General features: G+C 61.7%; 17 protein-coding genes. 4 read left to right on the top strand and 13 right to left on the bottom strand.

Going from position 1 to position 14916, the window contains the following annotated elements; translation table 11 throughout:
• Nucleotides 1-75 precede the first annotated feature (75 nt).
• Both E3O56_RS05545 and E3O56_RS05540 read left to right on the top strand, forming a co-directional pair.
• Nucleotides 76-1482, top strand: a complete 1407-nt coding sequence (locus E3O56_RS05545; protein WP_248089931.1) for an adenosylmethionine--8-amino-7-oxononanoate transaminase — start codon at nt 76-78, stop codon at nt 1480-1482.
• 70 nt (nt 1483-1552) lie between these two features.
• On the top strand, nt 1553-2272 hold the full coding sequence (locus E3O56_RS05540) for a 16S rRNA (uracil(1498)-N(3))-methyltransferase (protein ID WP_078822545.1): 720 nt from the start codon (nt 1553-1555) through the stop codon (nt 2270-2272).
• A gap of 9 nt (nt 2273-2281) precedes the next feature.
• Here the strand turns inward: E3O56_RS05540 and E3O56_RS05535 are convergent, their stop codons facing one another.
• Genes E3O56_RS05535 through E3O56_RS05525 form a run of 3 tightly spaced genes read right to left on the bottom strand, consistent with a single transcriptional unit; the run spans nt 2282 to nt 4811 of the window.
• Nucleotides 2282-3184, bottom strand: coding sequence for a transporter substrate-binding domain-containing protein (locus E3O56_RS05535; RefSeq protein ID WP_078822546.1), 903 nt, complete (start codon nt 3182-3184; stop codon nt 2282-2284).
• A gap of 24 nt (nt 3185-3208) precedes the next feature.
• On the bottom strand, nt 3209-3559 hold the full coding sequence (locus E3O56_RS05530) for a RidA family protein (protein WP_248127961.1): 351 nt from the start codon (nt 3557-3559) through the stop codon (nt 3209-3211).
• Nucleotides 3560-3569: 10 nt separating this feature from the next.
• Nucleotides 3570-4811 (bottom strand): D-amino acid dehydrogenase, encoded by a 1242-nt coding sequence (locus E3O56_RS05525; RefSeq protein ID WP_248127960.1) that lies wholly within the window; start codon nt 4809-4811, stop codon nt 3570-3572.
• Nucleotides 4812-4919: 108 nt separating this feature from the next.
• Here E3O56_RS05525 and E3O56_RS05520 point away from each other — a divergent pair, with 108 nt between their 5' ends.
• Nucleotides 4920-5822 carry a LysR family transcriptional regulator gene (locus E3O56_RS05520; RefSeq protein ID WP_032878961.1) on the top strand — a complete coding sequence of 301 codons (903 nt, stop codon included), beginning with the start codon at nt 4920-4922 and terminating at the stop codon, nt 5820-5822.
• 24 nt (nt 5823-5846) lie between these two features.
• Here E3O56_RS05520 and E3O56_RS05515 read toward each other — a convergent pair whose 3' ends face one another.
• On the bottom strand, nt 5847-6464 hold the full coding sequence (locus E3O56_RS05515; protein WP_005792233.1) for a hemolysin III family protein: 618 nt from the start codon (nt 6462-6464) through the stop codon (nt 5847-5849).
• Between the two features lie 144 nt (nt 6465-6608).
• Between E3O56_RS05515 and E3O56_RS05510 the strand changes: the two genes are divergently transcribed.
• Nucleotides 6609-7523, top strand: coding sequence for a LysR substrate-binding domain-containing protein (locus tag E3O56_RS05510; RefSeq protein WP_032878959.1), 915 nt, complete (start codon nt 6609-6611; stop codon nt 7521-7523).
• Between the two features lie 150 nt (nt 7524-7673).
• Here E3O56_RS05510 and madM read toward each other — a convergent pair whose 3' ends face one another.
• The 9 genes from madM to mdcA form a co-directional block, all read right to left on the bottom strand.
• Nucleotides 7674-8438 (bottom strand): malonate transporter subunit MadM, encoded by a 765-nt coding sequence (gene madM, locus E3O56_RS05505; RefSeq protein ID WP_032881185.1) that lies wholly within the window; start codon nt 8436-8438, stop codon nt 7674-7676.
• Between the two features lie 5 nt (nt 8439-8443).
• Nucleotides 8444-8836, bottom strand: a complete 393-nt coding sequence (madL, locus tag E3O56_RS05500; RefSeq protein ID WP_248127959.1) for a malonate transporter subunit MadL — start codon at nt 8834-8836, stop codon at nt 8444-8446.
• Nucleotides 8837-8903: 67 nt separating this feature from the next.
• Complete coding sequence (gene mdcH, locus E3O56_RS05495; RefSeq protein ID WP_032878955.1) at nt 8904-9803, bottom strand: malonate decarboxylase subunit epsilon; 900 nt, start codon at nt 9801-9803, stop codon at nt 8904-8906.
• The gene (locus E3O56_RS05490; RefSeq protein ID WP_248127958.1) at nt 9800-10396 is read right to left on the bottom strand and encodes a malonate decarboxylase holo-ACP synthase; all 597 of its coding nucleotides are present in this window, start codon (nt 10394-10396) and stop codon (nt 9800-9802) included. Before E3O56_RS05490 ends, mdcH begins: the two co-directional genes overlap by 4 nt.
• Nucleotides 10390-11160 carry a biotin-independent malonate decarboxylase subunit gamma gene (gene mdcE, locus E3O56_RS05485; protein WP_248089926.1) on the bottom strand — a complete coding sequence of 257 codons (771 nt, stop codon included), beginning with the start codon at nt 11158-11160 and terminating at the stop codon, nt 10390-10392. Before mdcE ends, E3O56_RS05490 begins: the two co-directional genes overlap by 7 nt.
• A complete protein-coding gene (locus E3O56_RS05480) occupies nt 11157-11999 on the bottom strand; it encodes a biotin-independent malonate decarboxylase subunit beta (protein WP_248127957.1) in 843 nt (280 codons plus the stop codon). Before E3O56_RS05480 ends, mdcE begins: the two co-directional genes overlap by 4 nt.
• A complete protein-coding gene (locus E3O56_RS05475; RefSeq protein WP_025857695.1) occupies nt 11992-12291 on the bottom strand; it encodes a malonate decarboxylase subunit delta in 300 nt (99 codons plus the stop codon). Before E3O56_RS05475 ends, E3O56_RS05480 begins: the two co-directional genes overlap by 8 nt.
• The gene (locus E3O56_RS05470; RefSeq protein WP_248127956.1) at nt 12291-13124 is read right to left on the bottom strand and encodes a triphosphoribosyl-dephospho-CoA synthase; all 834 of its coding nucleotides are present in this window, start codon (nt 13122-13124) and stop codon (nt 12291-12293) included. Before E3O56_RS05470 ends, E3O56_RS05475 begins: the two co-directional genes overlap by 1 nt.
• Nucleotides 13125-14795 (bottom strand): malonate decarboxylase subunit alpha, encoded by a 1671-nt coding sequence (gene mdcA / locus E3O56_RS05465; RefSeq protein WP_248127955.1) that lies wholly within the window; start codon nt 14793-14795, stop codon nt 13125-13127.
• Nucleotides 14796-14916: the final 121 nt, after the last annotated feature.

Genomic DNA, 14916 nt, shown 5'->3' with positions numbered 1-14916 from the left:
ACGCGCCACCATTGCATAGGCTTGCGCGATTGTTTCGCCTGCGCGCGCCGCAGGATCGCTTCGAGGAGATCACCGATGGGCTTGAACAACCAGTGGATGCAACGCGACCTCGCGGTGCTGTGGCATCCCTGCACCCAGATGAAAGACCACCAGCAACTTCCGCTGGTCCCGATCAAGCGCGGTGAAGGTGTATGGCTGGAAGACTTCGAAGGCAAACGCTACCTCGACGCCGTCAGCTCCTGGTGGGTCAACGTGTTCGGCCACGCCAACCCGCGCATCAACCAGCGCATCAAGGACCAGGTCGATCAGTTGGAGCATGTGATCCTCGCCGGTTTCAGCCACCAGCCAGTGATCGAGTTGTCCGAGCGCCTCGTGCAGATGACGCCTGAAGGCCTGACGCGCTGCTTCTACGCCGATAACGGTTCATCCTGTATCGAAGTCGCATTGAAGATGAGCTTTCACTACTGGCTCAACCGCGGCCTGCCGAACAAGAAGCGCTTCGTCACCCTGACCAACAGCTACCACGGCGAAACCATCGCCGCGATGTCGGTAGGCGACGTGCCGTTGTTTACCGAGACCTACAAGGCGCTGCTGCTCGACACCATCAAAGTGCCAAGCCCCGATTGCTACCTGCGCCCCGACGGCATGAGCTGGGAAGAACACTCGCGCACCATGTTCCTGGCCATGGAACAGACCCTGGCTGACCACCACGATACCGTTGCCGCGGTGATCGTCGAGCCACTGATCCAGGGCGCCGGCGGCATGAGGATGTACCACCCGGTGTACCTCAAGCTGCTGCGCGAAGCCTGCGACCGCTACGGCGTGCACTTGATCCACGACGAAATCGCCGTGGGCTTCGGCCGCACCGGCAGCATGTTCGCCTGTGAACAAGCCGGCATCCGCCCGGACTTCCTGTGCCTGTCCAAGGCCCTCACCGGCGGCTACTTGCCGCTGGCCGCCGTGGTCACCACCGAAGATGTCTACAGTGCCTTCTACGACGACTACCCTACCCTGCGCGCCTTCCTGCACTCCCACAGCTACACCGGCAACCCGCTGGCGTGCGCGGCAGCCTTGGCGACGCTGGATATCTTTGAAGAAGACAACGTCATCGAAAACAACAAGGCCCTGGCCCAGCGCATGGCGACCGCCACCGCGCACCTGGTGGACCATCCTCACGTTTCGGAAGTGCGCCAGACGGGCATGGTGCTGGCGATCGAGATGGTGCAGGACAAGGCCACCAAGGCCGCCTACCCGTGGCAGGAACGCCGTGGCTTGAAGGTATTCGAACACGCACTGGAGCGTGGCGCGCTGTTGCGGCCACTGGGCAGCGTGGTGTATTTCCTGCCGCCCTATGTGATTACACCGGAGCAGATCGACTTCCTGGCCGAAGTGGCCAGCGAGGGGATTGATATCGCCACTAACAGCAACGTCAGTGTGGCGGTACCCAAAGATTTCCATCCTGGCTTTCGTGACCCGGGTTGATACCAACCCCTGTAAGAACCGACTTGCCACAGCAAGCTCGCTCCTACATACACCTCTTCAGAGAACAGAAATGAGACTGTCCCGCTTTTTCACCGACACCCCGCTGAGCCTCGGCGATCATGAACTTCCTGAAGCCCAGGCGCATTACATCAGCCGTGTGTTGCGCATGGGTGAAGGCGATGCCGTGCAGCTGTTCGACGGCTCTGGCCAGGAGTTTAGTGGCACGCTGCTGGAAGTCGGTAAAAAACGCGTCACCGTGCAACTGACGCAAAGCTTTGCCGGCCAAGATGAATCGCCGCTGCATATCCACCTCGGCCAGGGCCTGTCCCGGGGTGAGCGCATGGATTGGGCGATCCAGAAAGCCACTGAACTGGGCGTCAATGCGATCACACCGATCTTCAGCGAGCGCTGCGAGGTGCGCCTCAAGGACGAACGCGCCGACAAACGCCTGCTGCACTGGCGTCAGGTTGCCGTCAGCGCGTGCGAGCAGTGTGGGCGTTCAACGGTGCCGGTGATTCACGCACCGGTGTTGCTGGCCGACTGGCTGAAGCAAACTGAAGCCGACCTGAAACTGGTACTGCACCCAGTCGCCGAGCCGATGATCAGTCACGCGAAGCCTTCGAGCCTGGCGTTTCTGATCGGGCCGGAAGGTGGCTTGACCGACGGCGAAGTCGACACCGCCCAAGGCGCTGGCTTCCATGCTGCGCGGTTGGGGCCACGGGTATTACGTACCGAAACCGCGCCCGTGGTGGCGCTGTCGGTCGCCCAGCAACTCTGGGGTGATTTCTAAACGGAGCGATCACTCCACCGGATCACTCACCGGCTTGGCAATGATCGCCTTCAACTCGCTGGTCATTGGGAATTCCAGGTTCAGGCCCTTCGGCGGGATCGGCTGCTCAAACCAGCGCTGGTAAATCCCGTTGATCTCTCCCGAACGGTACAGATCACCCAAAGTCTCGTTGACCACGGCGAGAAACTGCGGGTCGTCTTTGCGCACCATGCAGCTGTAGATCTCTCTCGATTGCTCCTCGCCCACTACCACCCAATGATGCGGGTCCCTGGCTTTGGCACGCTCACCATAGAGCAACGCGTCGTCCATATAGAACGCTACCGCACGGCCGGTCTCGAGCATCTTGAAAGCCTCGCCATGGTCTTTGGCGCTGATCACGAACATATTGGCTTTGTGTTCAGCATTGTAACTTTTGAGGAAGCGTTCATTGGTAGTACCGGCAGTGGTCACCACGTTTTTGCCCTTGAGGTCGGCAAAGCCTTTGATCCCGCTGTCCTTGGCCGTTAGCAACTGCCCCTTCACGTAAATGAACCCGTAGGAAAATGCCACCTGCTTCTGCCGCTCGGCGGTCACGCCGGTGGAGCCGCACTCCAGGTCGACGGTGCCGTTCTGCACCAGCGGAATACGGGTTTGAGAAGTCACCAGGTTGTATTTCACCTTGAGCTCACTCACCCCGATTTTCTGCTGGATGCGCTCGACAATCTTGCTCGCCAGGTCCACCGAGTAGCCCATCGGCTTGCCACTGTTATCCCCAATGTAGGAAAACGGCACCGACGCATCGCGATACCCCAGGGTGATGGCCTTGGCGCTGGCGATCTTGCTCAAGGTGCCCTCCAGAGGCGCTTCGGTCGCATGGGCGTTTGCGCTCAAAAATAGTCCAAGAGCGCAGCCGGTCAACAGGATTTTTTTCATTGTTATTCTCCGTTGGTAGATCGGTTATTTACGTACTGCAATCACGCTGATTTCCACCAGTACACTCGGTCGCGCCAGCTCTGCTTGCAGGGTGGTACGGGTGGGCGCCATGCCTGGCGAAAGCCATGCAGACCAGGCTTCATTCATCGGCTTAAAACCGGTACTGATGTCCTTCAGGTAAATCGTCGCGTTGAGCAGGTGATCCTTGTCACTGCCCGCCTCGGCCAACAGCGCGTCGATCCTGGCCAACACTTCTCGGGTTTGGCTGGCTACGTCCTGGCCATCGCCCGGTACCTGGCCCGAGAGAAACACCAAATCCTTGAAGGTCACGGCAGCGCTAAGACGCTCGTTGCTGTTGATTCGGGTGATAGTCATGGCTGCATCCTCAAGCGGCGCGGGGCGCCAGGCCCTGCATATCAATGGAAGGAACATGCTGGCTGATCAACTCAGCCAATAGCTGGCCACTGCCACAGGCCAGGGTAAAACCAAGCGCGCCATGCCCCAGGTTCAACCACAAATTGCGGTAGGCGCTGGCACCGATCAACGGCACGCCCGTCGGTGTTGCCGGGCGCATACCGGCCCACTCGACCGCGTGGGCGTAGTCACCGGCCAAGGGAAACGTCTCCAGCGCCTGACGCTTTATCAAGGCCAGGCGCTTGGGCTCAAGACGCGCATCAAAGCCGACAATATCCACCATGGCCGCGATCCGCAGTTGCTCACCAATGCGCGCGTAGACGATCTTGCGGTCATAGTCGGTGATGCTCACGTTCGGCGCCTTGTGCTGCGCGTCGATCGGCACGCTCAGGCTGTAGCCCTTGAGCGGGTACAGCGGCAGCGACAAGCGCGGCAACGCCAACTCGGCGCTGCGATGCCCGGCAGCCAGCACCAACTGTTCGACCGGCATCACGTCATGGCCCATTTCGATGGCCTGCACTGCACCGTCGGCGTGACGAATCCCGGTAACCTTGCGACCCAGCAAAAATGTACAGCGCCCTGAAGCCTTTAACCGAGCTGCCAGCCGTTGGCAAAAAGCATGACAGTCCGCCACTTCCTCATTCGGGGTATAGATGCCGCCGACAAACCCACCTGCCGCCAACGCCGGTTCCAGGTGCGTACAATCCACCGCAGACAGCACCTGCTGCTGCAGGACGTCGGTGACCTTGCTGCGTACACGCTCAAACGTCTCGGCATTGCGAAAGGTCACCAGCTTGCCGTTGCGCCGCCAGTCGAAGCCGTCCAGGCGATCATCGACACGCCATTGCTGCAAGGTGCCTTGACTCAGGCTCGCCAGCCGCAGCAAGTGGGCAGCGTTGCGCTTGTTCACGGAGCCCCGGCAGGCACCGATGAACGCGGCCATCCAGCGCCATTGCTGGAGGTCAAGCCGTGGGCGCAGCTTCAGCGGCGAGTCGCCGCGCAACAGCCACCCAATCGCTTGCAGCGGCACGCCCGCGTCGGCCAATGGCGCAACATAGCGATAGGACAACTGCCCACCGTTGGCGAAACTGGTTTCGCTGCCCAAGGTATCGCGGGCGTCGATCACCGTTACCTCATGGCCAGCCCGTACCAAAGCATAAGCACTGGCCAAGCCGATAACCCCACCACCGATGATGCAAACCTGCCTGGCCATCCCAGCCCCCGACCGTTGATTAACTGAAGACCAAGCGTAGGCGCAGGTGACAGGCCACCGACAATGAATAAAGATGGGTCACCTATAAACAAAGGTTATGGACTTGCCATGCGCTTGCGTCATATCGAAATCTTCCAGGCCATTCGCCAGACTGGCTCGATCAGTGCTGCCGCGCAGTTGCTGCACGTCTCGCAACCAGCGGTGACCAAAGTGTTGCAGCACGCCGAATTGCAGCTGGGCTTTGCGCTGTTTCTGCGGGTGCGCGGCAAATTGCAGCCCACGCCGGAAGCCCTGGCACTGGAAAGCGAAGTCGAGAAAGTCACCGAGAGCTTGCAAGGTGTAAGGCGTCTAGCCAAGAGCCTGCGCCGCGCCCCAGGGCAAAGCGTGCGCATTGGTGCGATTCCGGCGTTGGCCTTGTCGCTGCTGCCTCCGGCGATTCTGGAATGGAAGCGCGAATACCCCGACATGGCTTGCGAGCTGTCCAGCGACCATAGCCGTGAGCTGGTCCAGAAGCTGCTGATGCGCGAAATCGACCTGGCGCTGACCCTCAACTTTTCCGGCCATCCTGGGTTGACCACCCAGGTGCTGGCCAATGGCGTGCTGGTTGCATTGGCGTCCAAGGGCTATTGGTCGGCGGCTGAAATCAACCAGCCATTGCCGCTGAGCGAACTGGCGGGCGCGCCATTGATCGGGCTTTCCAGTGCTGATCCGCTGGCGACCAAGCTGGACAGCTACCTGGAGAACGTCGATCCACCGCCACGCGTGACCATCTCGGTACAAACCTATTCCCTGGCCCGGGCGATGGTGGAGTCCGGCGCCGGTTTGACGGTCATTGACCCCTTTACCGCCCTCGGCGCATCGACGGCAACCACCTGCATCCGCACCCTCACGCCCCCCCTGCCGATCACCCTCTACGCCCTGACCCGTGGCGATGAACCACCGCCGCATATGCTCGCCAAGCTGCTGCAGATCTTCGGCATTCGTGCCTGTGAGCTACTGGCACGTCTCTAATACCACCGAAGCCCCCTCCCACATTCAGAGCACGTAATGCATGATCGCCACAAAATGCAGGAGGCTGCCGCCAATCACAAACAAATGCCAGATCCCATGGGAATGGCGCAGGCGATCTTCCAGGGCAAAAAAGATGATGCCCACGGTGTACAACACGCCGCCCGACGCCAACCAGATAAACCCTGCCGTGCCCAGCGCCGCTATCAGCGGCTTGACCGCCACCAGCACGATCCAGCCCATCACCGCGTAGATCACGATGGACAGAATCCGCGCCTCCGAGCGCGGCTTGATCTCTTGCAGGATGCCGATCACCGCCAGCCCCCACACAATCCCGAACAGCGTCCAGCCCCACGGCCCGCGCAGAGTCACCAGGCAAAACGGTGTGTAGCTGCCGGCGATCAACAGGTAGATCGAAAAGTGATCGACCTTTTGCATGATCTCTTTTCGCCGCCCCCGCACGCTGTGGTAAACGGTCGACGCGCTGTACAGCACCATCAGGGTAAAGCCATAAATCGCCACGCTGACGATCTTCCAGGGGCTGCCATCCAGGCTCGCCACCACCAACATCCACACGGCGCCAATACACGCCGCGACTGCACCGAGCAAATGGCTCCAGGCGTTGAACCGTTCCCCGTGATACATCTATCGTTAACCTCCCCTCATCGTTGACGACTGGCGGCAAGCCTCCAGCCTTGCGCATAAGAGTGCAAGCAGCGTGTGACGTTCCAGCGACGAGGGCTGCGTTTGCAGGCACAATCGAGCGCAATCGAACAAGAGCCCACGGCCATGCTGATCGACGAAGAGTTCACCCTCAAGAAGCTGGAAATCTTCCTGGCGTTCATGCGCACCGGCAACCTGGCCCGCGCCGCCGCCGAACTGCAAACCAGCAACGTCAGCGTGCACCGCGCCATCCACTCCCTGGAAAGTGCCTTGCGCTGCCCGCTGTTCAAGCATGAAGGGCGCAACCTCACCCCGCTGGAAAGCGCCTACGTGCTCGAAGAGCGTGCGCAAAAGCTGATAGCCGATGTGGTCGAGGGAGTGCGCCTGACCCGCGAAGCCGCCGGCTTCTGCGCCGAACGCTTCAAGCTCGGCTCGCTGTACTCGCTGACGGTCAAGACCGTACCGCAACTGATCATGGGCCTGAAGATCCGCCGCAGCGAACTCAATATCGACCTGATCCTGGGCTCCAATTTCGACCTGTTCTACAAGCTCAAGAACATGGAGGTGGATGCGATCCTCATCTCTCTGGACGATCACGCCACCGATCCGGACTGTGAGCAGATCGCGCTGTTCAGCGATGACATCTTCCTTGCCACACCGGCCGATTCCCCCCTGGACCGCCATCAGGAAATCGACCTGGCCGACGTGCGTGACGCCACCTTTATCACCCTCACTCAGGGCTTCGCCACGCACCAGGACGGCAACCGGGTGTTCAAGCAGGCGGGGTTCGAACCGAAGGTGGCGATGCAGGTGAACGATATATTTACCTTGCTGAGCATGGTCAGCTCGGGGGTGGGTTATGCACTGCTGCCTGGGCGGATTGCGGCGGTGTATGAGAACCGCGTGAAGCTGATACCGCTGCAACCCAGGTATCGGTTGCAGCAGCAGATCGGCGTAGTGTTCTTGAAGGCCAAGGAGCGTGACCCGAACCTGCTGGCGTTGTTGGCGGAGTGTCGGATGTATGCCAATCGCCAGGCTTGAGAATGCCATCGGGGGCAAGTCGAATCGTCGCACCGCCCCTCCCACACTTGACCGCATTCCAACCTGAGAATGCGGTCAAAATGTGGGAGGGGCGGTGCGACGATTCGACTTGCCCCCGATTGCGCCAGACCAGACAGCGAAAATCCCCAGTCAGCCCACCAACCCCCTCATCACCAAAAACAACAACGACGGCCCCAACAAACACCCCAGCGCTGTATAGAACGCCGCGGTCAAACACCCATAAGGCACCAACTTCGGATCAGTCGCCGCCAACCCGCCCGCCACGCCGCTGGAAGTGCCCATCAAGCCACCGAAGATCACCGCACTACGTGGATTGTTCAGCCCGATCAGCGGGGCCACGAACGGTGTCATTACCATCACCAAAATAGCCTTGATCAACCCTGCGGCAATCGACAGCGCCATCACCTCGGAACTGGCCCCAATCGCCGCCCCGGTAACCGGGCCAACGATATAGGTCACGGCACCGGCGCCGATGGTGGTGAGGCTCACCGCATCGGTATAACCAAACGCCATTGCCACCCCTACCCCGGCAACAAACGACGAGCCCACACCGACAAACAGAGCCAGCACGCCGACGTATCCGGCGCGCTTCAACTCATCGACACTCACGCCAAACGCCGTGGCTACAATAGCGAAGTCCCGCAGCATCGCGCCGCCCAACAGGCCAATGCCTGACAACAGTGGAATATCCACCACGCCCTTGGAGCCGCCAGTAAAAGCGCCTCCCACATACGACAACACCAGGCCCAACAGAATGGCAATGGCCGAGCCATGCAGGCGGCCTTTGGTAAAAGTGTCAGAGATCCAGTAGGAAACCCACATGGTCAGGCCGATCACGGCAAAACCACTGATCAATCCGTACCCGGTGATCACTTTCATCATCGATTCGTACATGGCGATCACCCGGCGTCTTTGGTCGGAACAGCTGCAACCGGCTCGCGGTTACCGATACGCACCAGCACCGGTACCAGGGCAAAGCCGAGCACCACGGCGAGGGTCCCGGCCAGAATCGCCATGGGCCCACCACTGATGGCGCCATACACGTTTTGCTGGGCGGCCATCGCCACCACAATCGGGATATAAATCGCAGCCCAGAAGTTCACGCCCTGCTCCGACTTGCCGGTAAACAAGCCACGCTTGCCGAGGTAACTGCCCAGGCCAATCAGCAGCAACATGGCGATACCCACCCCGCCGACGTTAGCCGGGATACCCATCCATTTGCCCAGCAGTTCACCGACAAACAGGCCGGCCAACGTGCACAGCGCCAGAAACGCCACACCGTAGATAATCATGATTGTTGTCCTCAAAGTGCTCGTTCGAAATTGTTGTTGTTGTGCTTCGAAAGCCTTGGGTGTTGCTTTATCGGTGGCGGCGCTCCTCCTCTTGCAGCAGGGCCTGCAAGGTGTCCAGGCGTGCGCCTTCGCAGGCGATCACCGTGCCTTGTTCGAACACGCGGCGTGACAGACCAGTGAGCACCGCGCCCGGGGGCAGTTCGATTTGCAGGCGTACGCCACGCTCGTAGGCGCCTTGCACGGTGCCGCGCCAGTCGACGACGCGGCACATGTTGAAGGCCAGGTCATCGCGCAGTTGCTCAGGGTTGTGGATAGGTCGCGCGCGTGTGCTGCTCAGGTAGGTGATGCGCGGCGCCTTGAGTGGGACGAACGCTTGGGCAAGCACCTTGGCCGGCGCTTCCAGCAGCGCACAGTGGGACGGCACGCTCACTGCCAGACGCTTGGCGACGCCGTTGCCTTTGATGCGCTCGGCGACACGCTGCATCGCTTCATTGCTGCCGGCGATCACGGTCTGGTTGTCGGCGTTGATATTGGCCAGATACACCGGAGTTGCAGCGCTGTGGATATCTGCCAGCAAGGCTTCAACCGTGGATAAATCGGGGCCGATCAGGGCGGTCATGCCGTAGCCTTGTGGATAAGCCTGTTGCATCAGCTCGCCACGCAGGCTGACCAGTTTCAGCGCATCGGCGAAGTCCAGGGCGCCGGCGATGACGGCGGCCGGGTAGGCGCCGATGGACAGGCCCGCCACGTAGTCAGGCGTATGGTGCAACTGCTGGGCATGGGCAACGCCGACGATCAGCAGGCACAGTTGCACCGCACGCGTGCTCGCCAAGGCTTGCGCCGAATCGAGCCGACGAACATCTTCACCCAAGGCATCACTGGCTTCTTCCAGAACCTGGGCCGATAGCGCCTGGAGCATGCCCACGCGCTGGGCACCCTGCCCCGGAAACACCAACAAGCTGCTCATGCCACGGCCTGCCAGGGGTCAAGTACAAGGTGCGCGCCGCCAGTGGTTTTGAGCAGTACGCGGCGTGAGCCTGTGGCCCATTCGCGCAAGGCAACAGCGCCAAACGGGGTTTGCAGTTGCAGGTCCACGGCGCACGGTGCGGTGTCGAATTTCGCCAGCAATGCACGCGCCGCGTTGCGATCAAGCGGTTCGGGGGTGCGCAGGATCAAATCCAGATCACTCATGGCATGCAACGCTTCGACGCCGCTCGCCAATTCAAATCCGGCGCTGCCGCTGACGCCCCAGTGATACTGCGCCAACACTGGCCGCAGTTGATCGAGCGCCCGCAGCGCCGGTAAATCCCGTGGCGAGATCACCTGGCGCAAGTCTTCGGGCGCCACGCGCCGTTGCACCGCAGCAACAGGCATCACCGCCCCATAACGCTGCTCACGCAGACGCCCACGTACGCCAACCGCCACTTGACCTGCTTTGGTAATGGCGCGCCGCACCACTACTGGATGGCCGGCGCTCAGCGCGTCCCGCACCCAGGCCGGAGCATCCGCAGGCAGGTGCGCCGGGGTCATGCCCCAGAGCAAGTCATGGGCGTTCACCATTGTTCCCGCAGCAGTTGGCGTACATGGCTTGAGGCGGTGCGATTAGTCGCACCGAGACGTTCTTTTAAATCGGGTTGCACGACATCTTTGATCGCCTGCACCAGGCAATCGCTGACCCGCGCCACATCGTCCGTTGTCGGCTGTTCAACCTGGCTCACCGACAAGGTCTCCCAGAGCAAACCCAGGCTGGCATAACTGTCGATGTCATAGGCCATCGGCGGCACACTGGCGGCCAAGGCTTCGAGTTCTTCGACGCTGCGCAGGGTCACCCGTGCGGCCGAAGCCTTGCCCATGGCGTGCACCATTACCCCAGGGTCGCGCAGGGCGATCAAGCGGTTGGCCTGGTAACCGTGGGCCAGAAACGCACCGGACATGGCCTTGCCCACCAGCAACGCAATCACCGGGTGCCCGGCCAGGCGTGCGCGGGCGTAGCTGTCGGCAGCGGCGGCCAGGGCCTGGTGGATGCCGAGGGCTTCTTCACGGCGACCATAGGCTTGGCTGGGCACATCGACGATGGCGATGATGGGGCGTTTGTCACCCGTCACGATGGCTTCATCGACGGCCTTGGCCAGCCCCCAACCTTCCAGCAACCCGACTTCGCCATTGCGCGCACGCGGGAAGCGGTTATTCGGGTCGGTGACCACGGCGATAAAGCGCACCGCCTGTTCACCCAATACGCCGTCTGCGACTTTCAATGAGTCCGGCAAGCCCTCTACGGGTGCTGCGCCAGCGCTCAATGCATTGAACCACTGTAACCCTCTCATGGGCGTTCTCCCTGATACAGAGCGCGAACCGTCGCGGGCTCGATTTGCGCCGCTGTGTCGAGTTCGGCCAGCCGCGCCAGGTAGAAATCAGCGCGCCGGCTGCGGGGTTGTTCGGGCGCCCCGTGTTGCAACAGCGCGCTCACGGTCTGCTGGATCTGCACCACATCGTCCGCCACGTAACGGTCGGCCAAGCCACTGTTGAAACGTTGTTCGCCGCCGGTAAGGCTCCAGATAAACGGGCGGTCGCGGGAGTCGTATTCTTCCAGCCCGGCCTCCTGTTCGATCACCTGCGGCCCGTTCAACCCCAAGCGCGCTTCACGGGTGACCACCAAATAGCTGCACAACCCGGCCGCGATGGACATGCCCCCAAAGCAGCCGACACTGCCCGCCACCACGCCGATCACCGGCTGATACTGGCGCAGGTCGACAATCGCCGCGTGAATATCGGCAATCGCGGCAAGGCCCAGGTTGGCTTCCTGCAAGCGCACCCCACCGGTCTCCAGCAGCAGCACGGCGCGGGTCGGGATGCCGTTGCGGTTGTCTTCGGCGGCCAGTTCCAGTGCCCCCGCGATTTTTGCGCCACCGACTTCACCGAGGCTGCCGCCTTGGAAATTGCCCTCGATAGCGGCGACCACTACCGGCAAACCGCCGATGCTGCCCTTGGCAATCACCACACCGTCATCCGCCTGGGGCACTACGCCCTGGCGGCTGAGCCACGGCGACATGACCCGTTGGAACGGGTCGATCAGTTCACGATAAGTGCCAGCATCCAACAACGCCTTGGCGCGCTGCCGCGCACCGAGTTCGACGAAGCTGTGTTTGTTGAGCAAATCAGTCATGGCCGACCTCCTCGAAACCTTGCTCCAGGCGCAAACGCACCACGCCGGGGGTGGCGCCGAAATCGTGGATATCGATGTTCAAGGCAGGTGGCGTCTGCTCCTGGAAGATGCGTTCGAACAGGTGCTGCCAACGTTGCTCGGCGCCGTTGACCGAGGTCTGCACTTGGATGGTCAGCGTGCCGGGAGTGCCCGGCTCCAGCAGCACTTCGAGGTCGCCCGAACCGACGCAACCCACCAGCGCGCGGCCTTTTGGCGGCTGGCCCGCGGGGAATTCAAAGGATAAGGTTTCCATCACAACGCTCCGTCGAGGCGGTCGATAAACAGGCAGGCGGCGAGCAAGTCGGCAGCGCCGCCAGGGGAGGCATTCAGGGCCAGGAGTTGCTGGTCCAGTGCGTGCAGTTGGCGACGGCCCGCGAGGGTTGCGCTACCGCCAGCGTCGAGCACGGCCTGGGCGCCTTGCTGCATGGCTTGGAGGCCTTCAGTGCCGGCGCGGTAGAGCACGCAGGTGTCGGCCAGCTCGGTCATGATCGCGAGCAAGGCATCCAGGCGGGCATTTTGCTCACCGGCGTTTTGCCCGCGGCTTTTATGCAGTTGCGGCAGGCCGCGTTGCATCACAGCGGGGAAGCCCAGTTGCGCTTCTTCACGGGCACCGCGTGCGCCGTAGCGCTGGGCGACCTGTGCGCCGTGGCTCAGCGGTTGCGGCGCGAAGCGGTCTTCGAGCAGAGCTAGTTTGGCCGCGGTCAGGGTTACGGCGCGTGGTTGCAGGGCCGCTGCTGCGGTGAGCAAACCAAGAGCCCAGATTGCGCCGCGATGGGTATTTACGCCGTTGGTAGTGATGAGCATCGCTTGCTCGCCTTCGCGGCCAAGACGGCCGAGTGCTTCACGCAAGGGCACACCGACTTCACCGAATTCAAGGGCGGCCTCGGCCATTTCCTTGAACATCGGCCACAGCGACAGCGCCGAGGCGTGCATCAGGCCCAGGTGCAAATCGCTGTGGGCGCCGTTGCCGCGCCGGTCAACCAAGGCGGGTTTAGGCGACAAATCCGCTTCATCGATCAGCGCGTCGACGGCCATATCCGCCAGGCGATCGGCCAGGCTCAATTCATGCTGTTTTAGAGCGCGCATTTACCAGCTCCTGAATTTGGCGGGCGGGTTGTACAAGCCACCGGACCACTCCACCAGATCGGCCACACTCTTGGCGGCCAACAATTCGCGGGTGGCATCGGTGCGGCGGATACCCAAGTCTTCGGGCAAGGCGATCAAGCCTTCGCGACGCATACGGGCGGTGTCCTTGGGGTTATGGCGCATACCGATGGCCGTCACCCCGGCGACGGCAGCGATCATTGCCTGGCGCTCTTCCAGGGAGCGCGCCTTGTAGAGGTAGGCGATGCCTTCTTCGGTGAGCAAGTGGGTAACGTCGTCGCCGTAGATCATGATCGGCGCCAGCGGCATGCCGCTTTTGCGGGCCACTTCTACTGCGTCGAGGGTGTCGACAAAGGTCGGTTTGCCGCCCTCCTGGAAGGTCTCGACCATTTGCACCACAAGTTTTTTGCCGCGCTCAAGCAAGGCCTCGGGCGCATCGTCATGGCGCATATCCAGCCAGGCCGGTGTGCCGTGCCGACGACCACGTGGGTCGTGGCCCATGTTCGGCGCACCACCGAAACCGGCAAGGCGGCCACGGGTCACGGTGCTGGAATGCCCATCGCCATCCACTTGCAGGGTGGCGCCGATAAACAGGTCCACCGCGTACTGGCCGGCCAGTTGGCAGAACATGCGATTGGAGCGCATCGAGCCATCGCGGCCGGTGAAGAACACATCCGGGCGGGCGGCGATGTAGTTTTCCATGCCCAGCTCGGTGCCGAAGCAATGCACGCTCTCGACCCAACCGCTTTCAATCGCCGGGATCAACGTGGGGTGTGGGTTGAGGGTCCAGTTGCGGCAGATCTTGCCCTTGAGCCCCAGGGATTCGCCGTAGGTGGGCAGGATCAATTCGATGGCGGCGGTGTTGAAGCCGATGCCATGGTTGAGCGACTGCACATTGTGTTTTTCGTAGATGCCACGGATCGCCATCATCGCCATCAACACATGCACCGGCTTAATATGGCGCGGGTCGCGGGTGAACAGCGGTTCGATGTAGAAAGGCTTGTCGGCCACCACCACGAAATCCACCCAGCTTGCGGGGATGTCCACACGGGGCAAGTCGGTGACGTCGTCCACCAACTGGTTGACCTGCACAATGACGATGCCATCGCTGAACGCGGCGGGTTCGATCAGCGCCGGGGTGTCTTCGGTGCTGGCGCCGGTGTAGATATTGCCGGCGCGGTCGGCCATGAAGCCGGCCGAGAGCACCACGTTGGGGATCAGGTCCACCACCAGGCGCGCATAGAGTTCGATGTAGGTATGGATCGCGCCGATTTCCAGCAGCCCGTCTTCCAGCAACTGGCTGATGCGCAGGGATTGAGTGCCGGCGAAGGAAAAGTCGAGCTTGCGGGCGATGCCTTTCTCGAACAAGTCCAAGTGCTCGGCGCGCCCGACACTGGGCATGATCATGTGCAAATCGTGGAGCTTGGCCGGGTCAGCCTTGGCCAGGGAGCGCGAGAGAAAGTCGGCCTGCTTCTGGTTGTTGCCCTCCAGCACCACGCGGTCGCCGGGGAGGATCAGCGCTTCCAGGGCCGCGACGATCTTGTCACTGGGCAACACCGCCCCGTCTGCATACTGTTTGACCAGCCCGAGCCGCCGCTGCTTCTCGTCGCGCCGCCGCGTCCAGCGCGAGTCGGGGGTGATGGTTGTTGTCATGGTCGCTCCACGGGGTTTGCTGTCGTGGGGCTGTACCTTAGGAGTGAATTTAGGTGCTATCAATCAAGCTCAGCGGCAGACCGTTACGCCTGGAGTAACGAAGCTGAAAATGTGGGAGGGG

The sequence above is a fragment of the Pseudomonas sp. W2Aug9 genome, assembly GCF_023127755.1.
In the GTDB taxonomy this organism is placed as follows: Bacteria; Pseudomonadota; Gammaproteobacteria; order Pseudomonadales; family Pseudomonadaceae; genus Aquipseudomonas; species Aquipseudomonas synxantha_A.
This window is presented reverse-complemented; position numbering and strand designations above follow the sequence as displayed.

Coding starts and splice junctions, on each gene's coding strand:
- E3O56_RS05525 (WP_248127960.1), bottom strand. CDS start 4,811: ATGGCCAGGCAGGTTTGCATCATCGGTGGTGGGGTTATCGGCTTGGCC.
- E3O56_RS05530 (WP_248127961.1), bottom strand. CDS start 3,559: ATGACTATCACCCGAATCAACAGCAACGAGCGTCTTAGCGCTGCCGTG.
- E3O56_RS05475 (WP_025857695.1), bottom strand. CDS start 12,291: ATGGAAACCTTATCCTTTGAATTCCCCGCGGGCCAGCCGCCAAAAGGC.
- E3O56_RS05470 (WP_248127956.1), bottom strand. CDS start 13,124: ATGCGCGCTCTAAAACAGCATGAATTGAGCCTGGCCGATCGCCTGGCG.
- E3O56_RS05480 (WP_248127957.1), bottom strand. CDS start 11,999: ATGACTGATTTGCTCAACAAACACAGCTTCGTCGAACTCGGTGCGCGG.
- E3O56_RS05520 (WP_032878961.1), top strand. CDS start 4,920: ATGCGCTTGCGTCATATCGAAATCTTCCAGGCCATTCGCCAGACTGGC.
- E3O56_RS05545 (WP_248089931.1), top strand. CDS start 76: ATGGGCTTGAACAACCAGTGGATGCAACGCGACCTCGCGGTGCTGTGG.
- E3O56_RS05510 (WP_032878959.1), top strand. CDS start 6,609: ATGCTGATCGACGAAGAGTTCACCCTCAAGAAGCTGGAAATCTTCCTG.
- E3O56_RS05490 (WP_248127958.1), bottom strand. CDS start 10,396: ATGGTGAACGCCCATGACTTGCTCTGGGGCATGACCCCGGCGCACCTG.
- mdcH (WP_032878955.1), bottom strand. CDS start 9,803: ATGAGCAGCTTGTTGGTGTTTCCGGGGCAGGGTGCCCAGCGCGTGGGC.
- E3O56_RS05515 (WP_005792233.1), bottom strand. CDS start 6,464: ATGTATCACGGGGAACGGTTCAACGCCTGGAGCCATTTGCTCGGTGCA.
- mdcA (WP_248127955.1), bottom strand. CDS start 14,795: ATGACAACAACCATCACCCCCGACTCGCGCTGGACGCGGCGGCGCGAC.
- madL (WP_248127959.1), bottom strand. CDS start 8,836: ATGATTATCTACGGTGTGGCGTTTCTGGCGCTGTGCACGTTGGCCGGC.
- E3O56_RS05540 (WP_078822545.1), top strand. CDS start 1,553: ATGAGACTGTCCCGCTTTTTCACCGACACCCCGCTGAGCCTCGGCGAT.
- madM (WP_032881185.1), bottom strand. CDS start 8,438: ATGTACGAATCGATGATGAAAGTGATCACCGGGTACGGATTGATCAGT.
- mdcE (WP_248089926.1), bottom strand. CDS start 11,160: ATGAGAGGGTTACAGTGGTTCAATGCATTGAGCGCTGGCGCAGCACCC.
- E3O56_RS05535 (WP_078822546.1), bottom strand. CDS start 3,184: ATGAAAAAAATCCTGTTGACCGGCTGCGCTCTTGGACTATTTTTGAGC.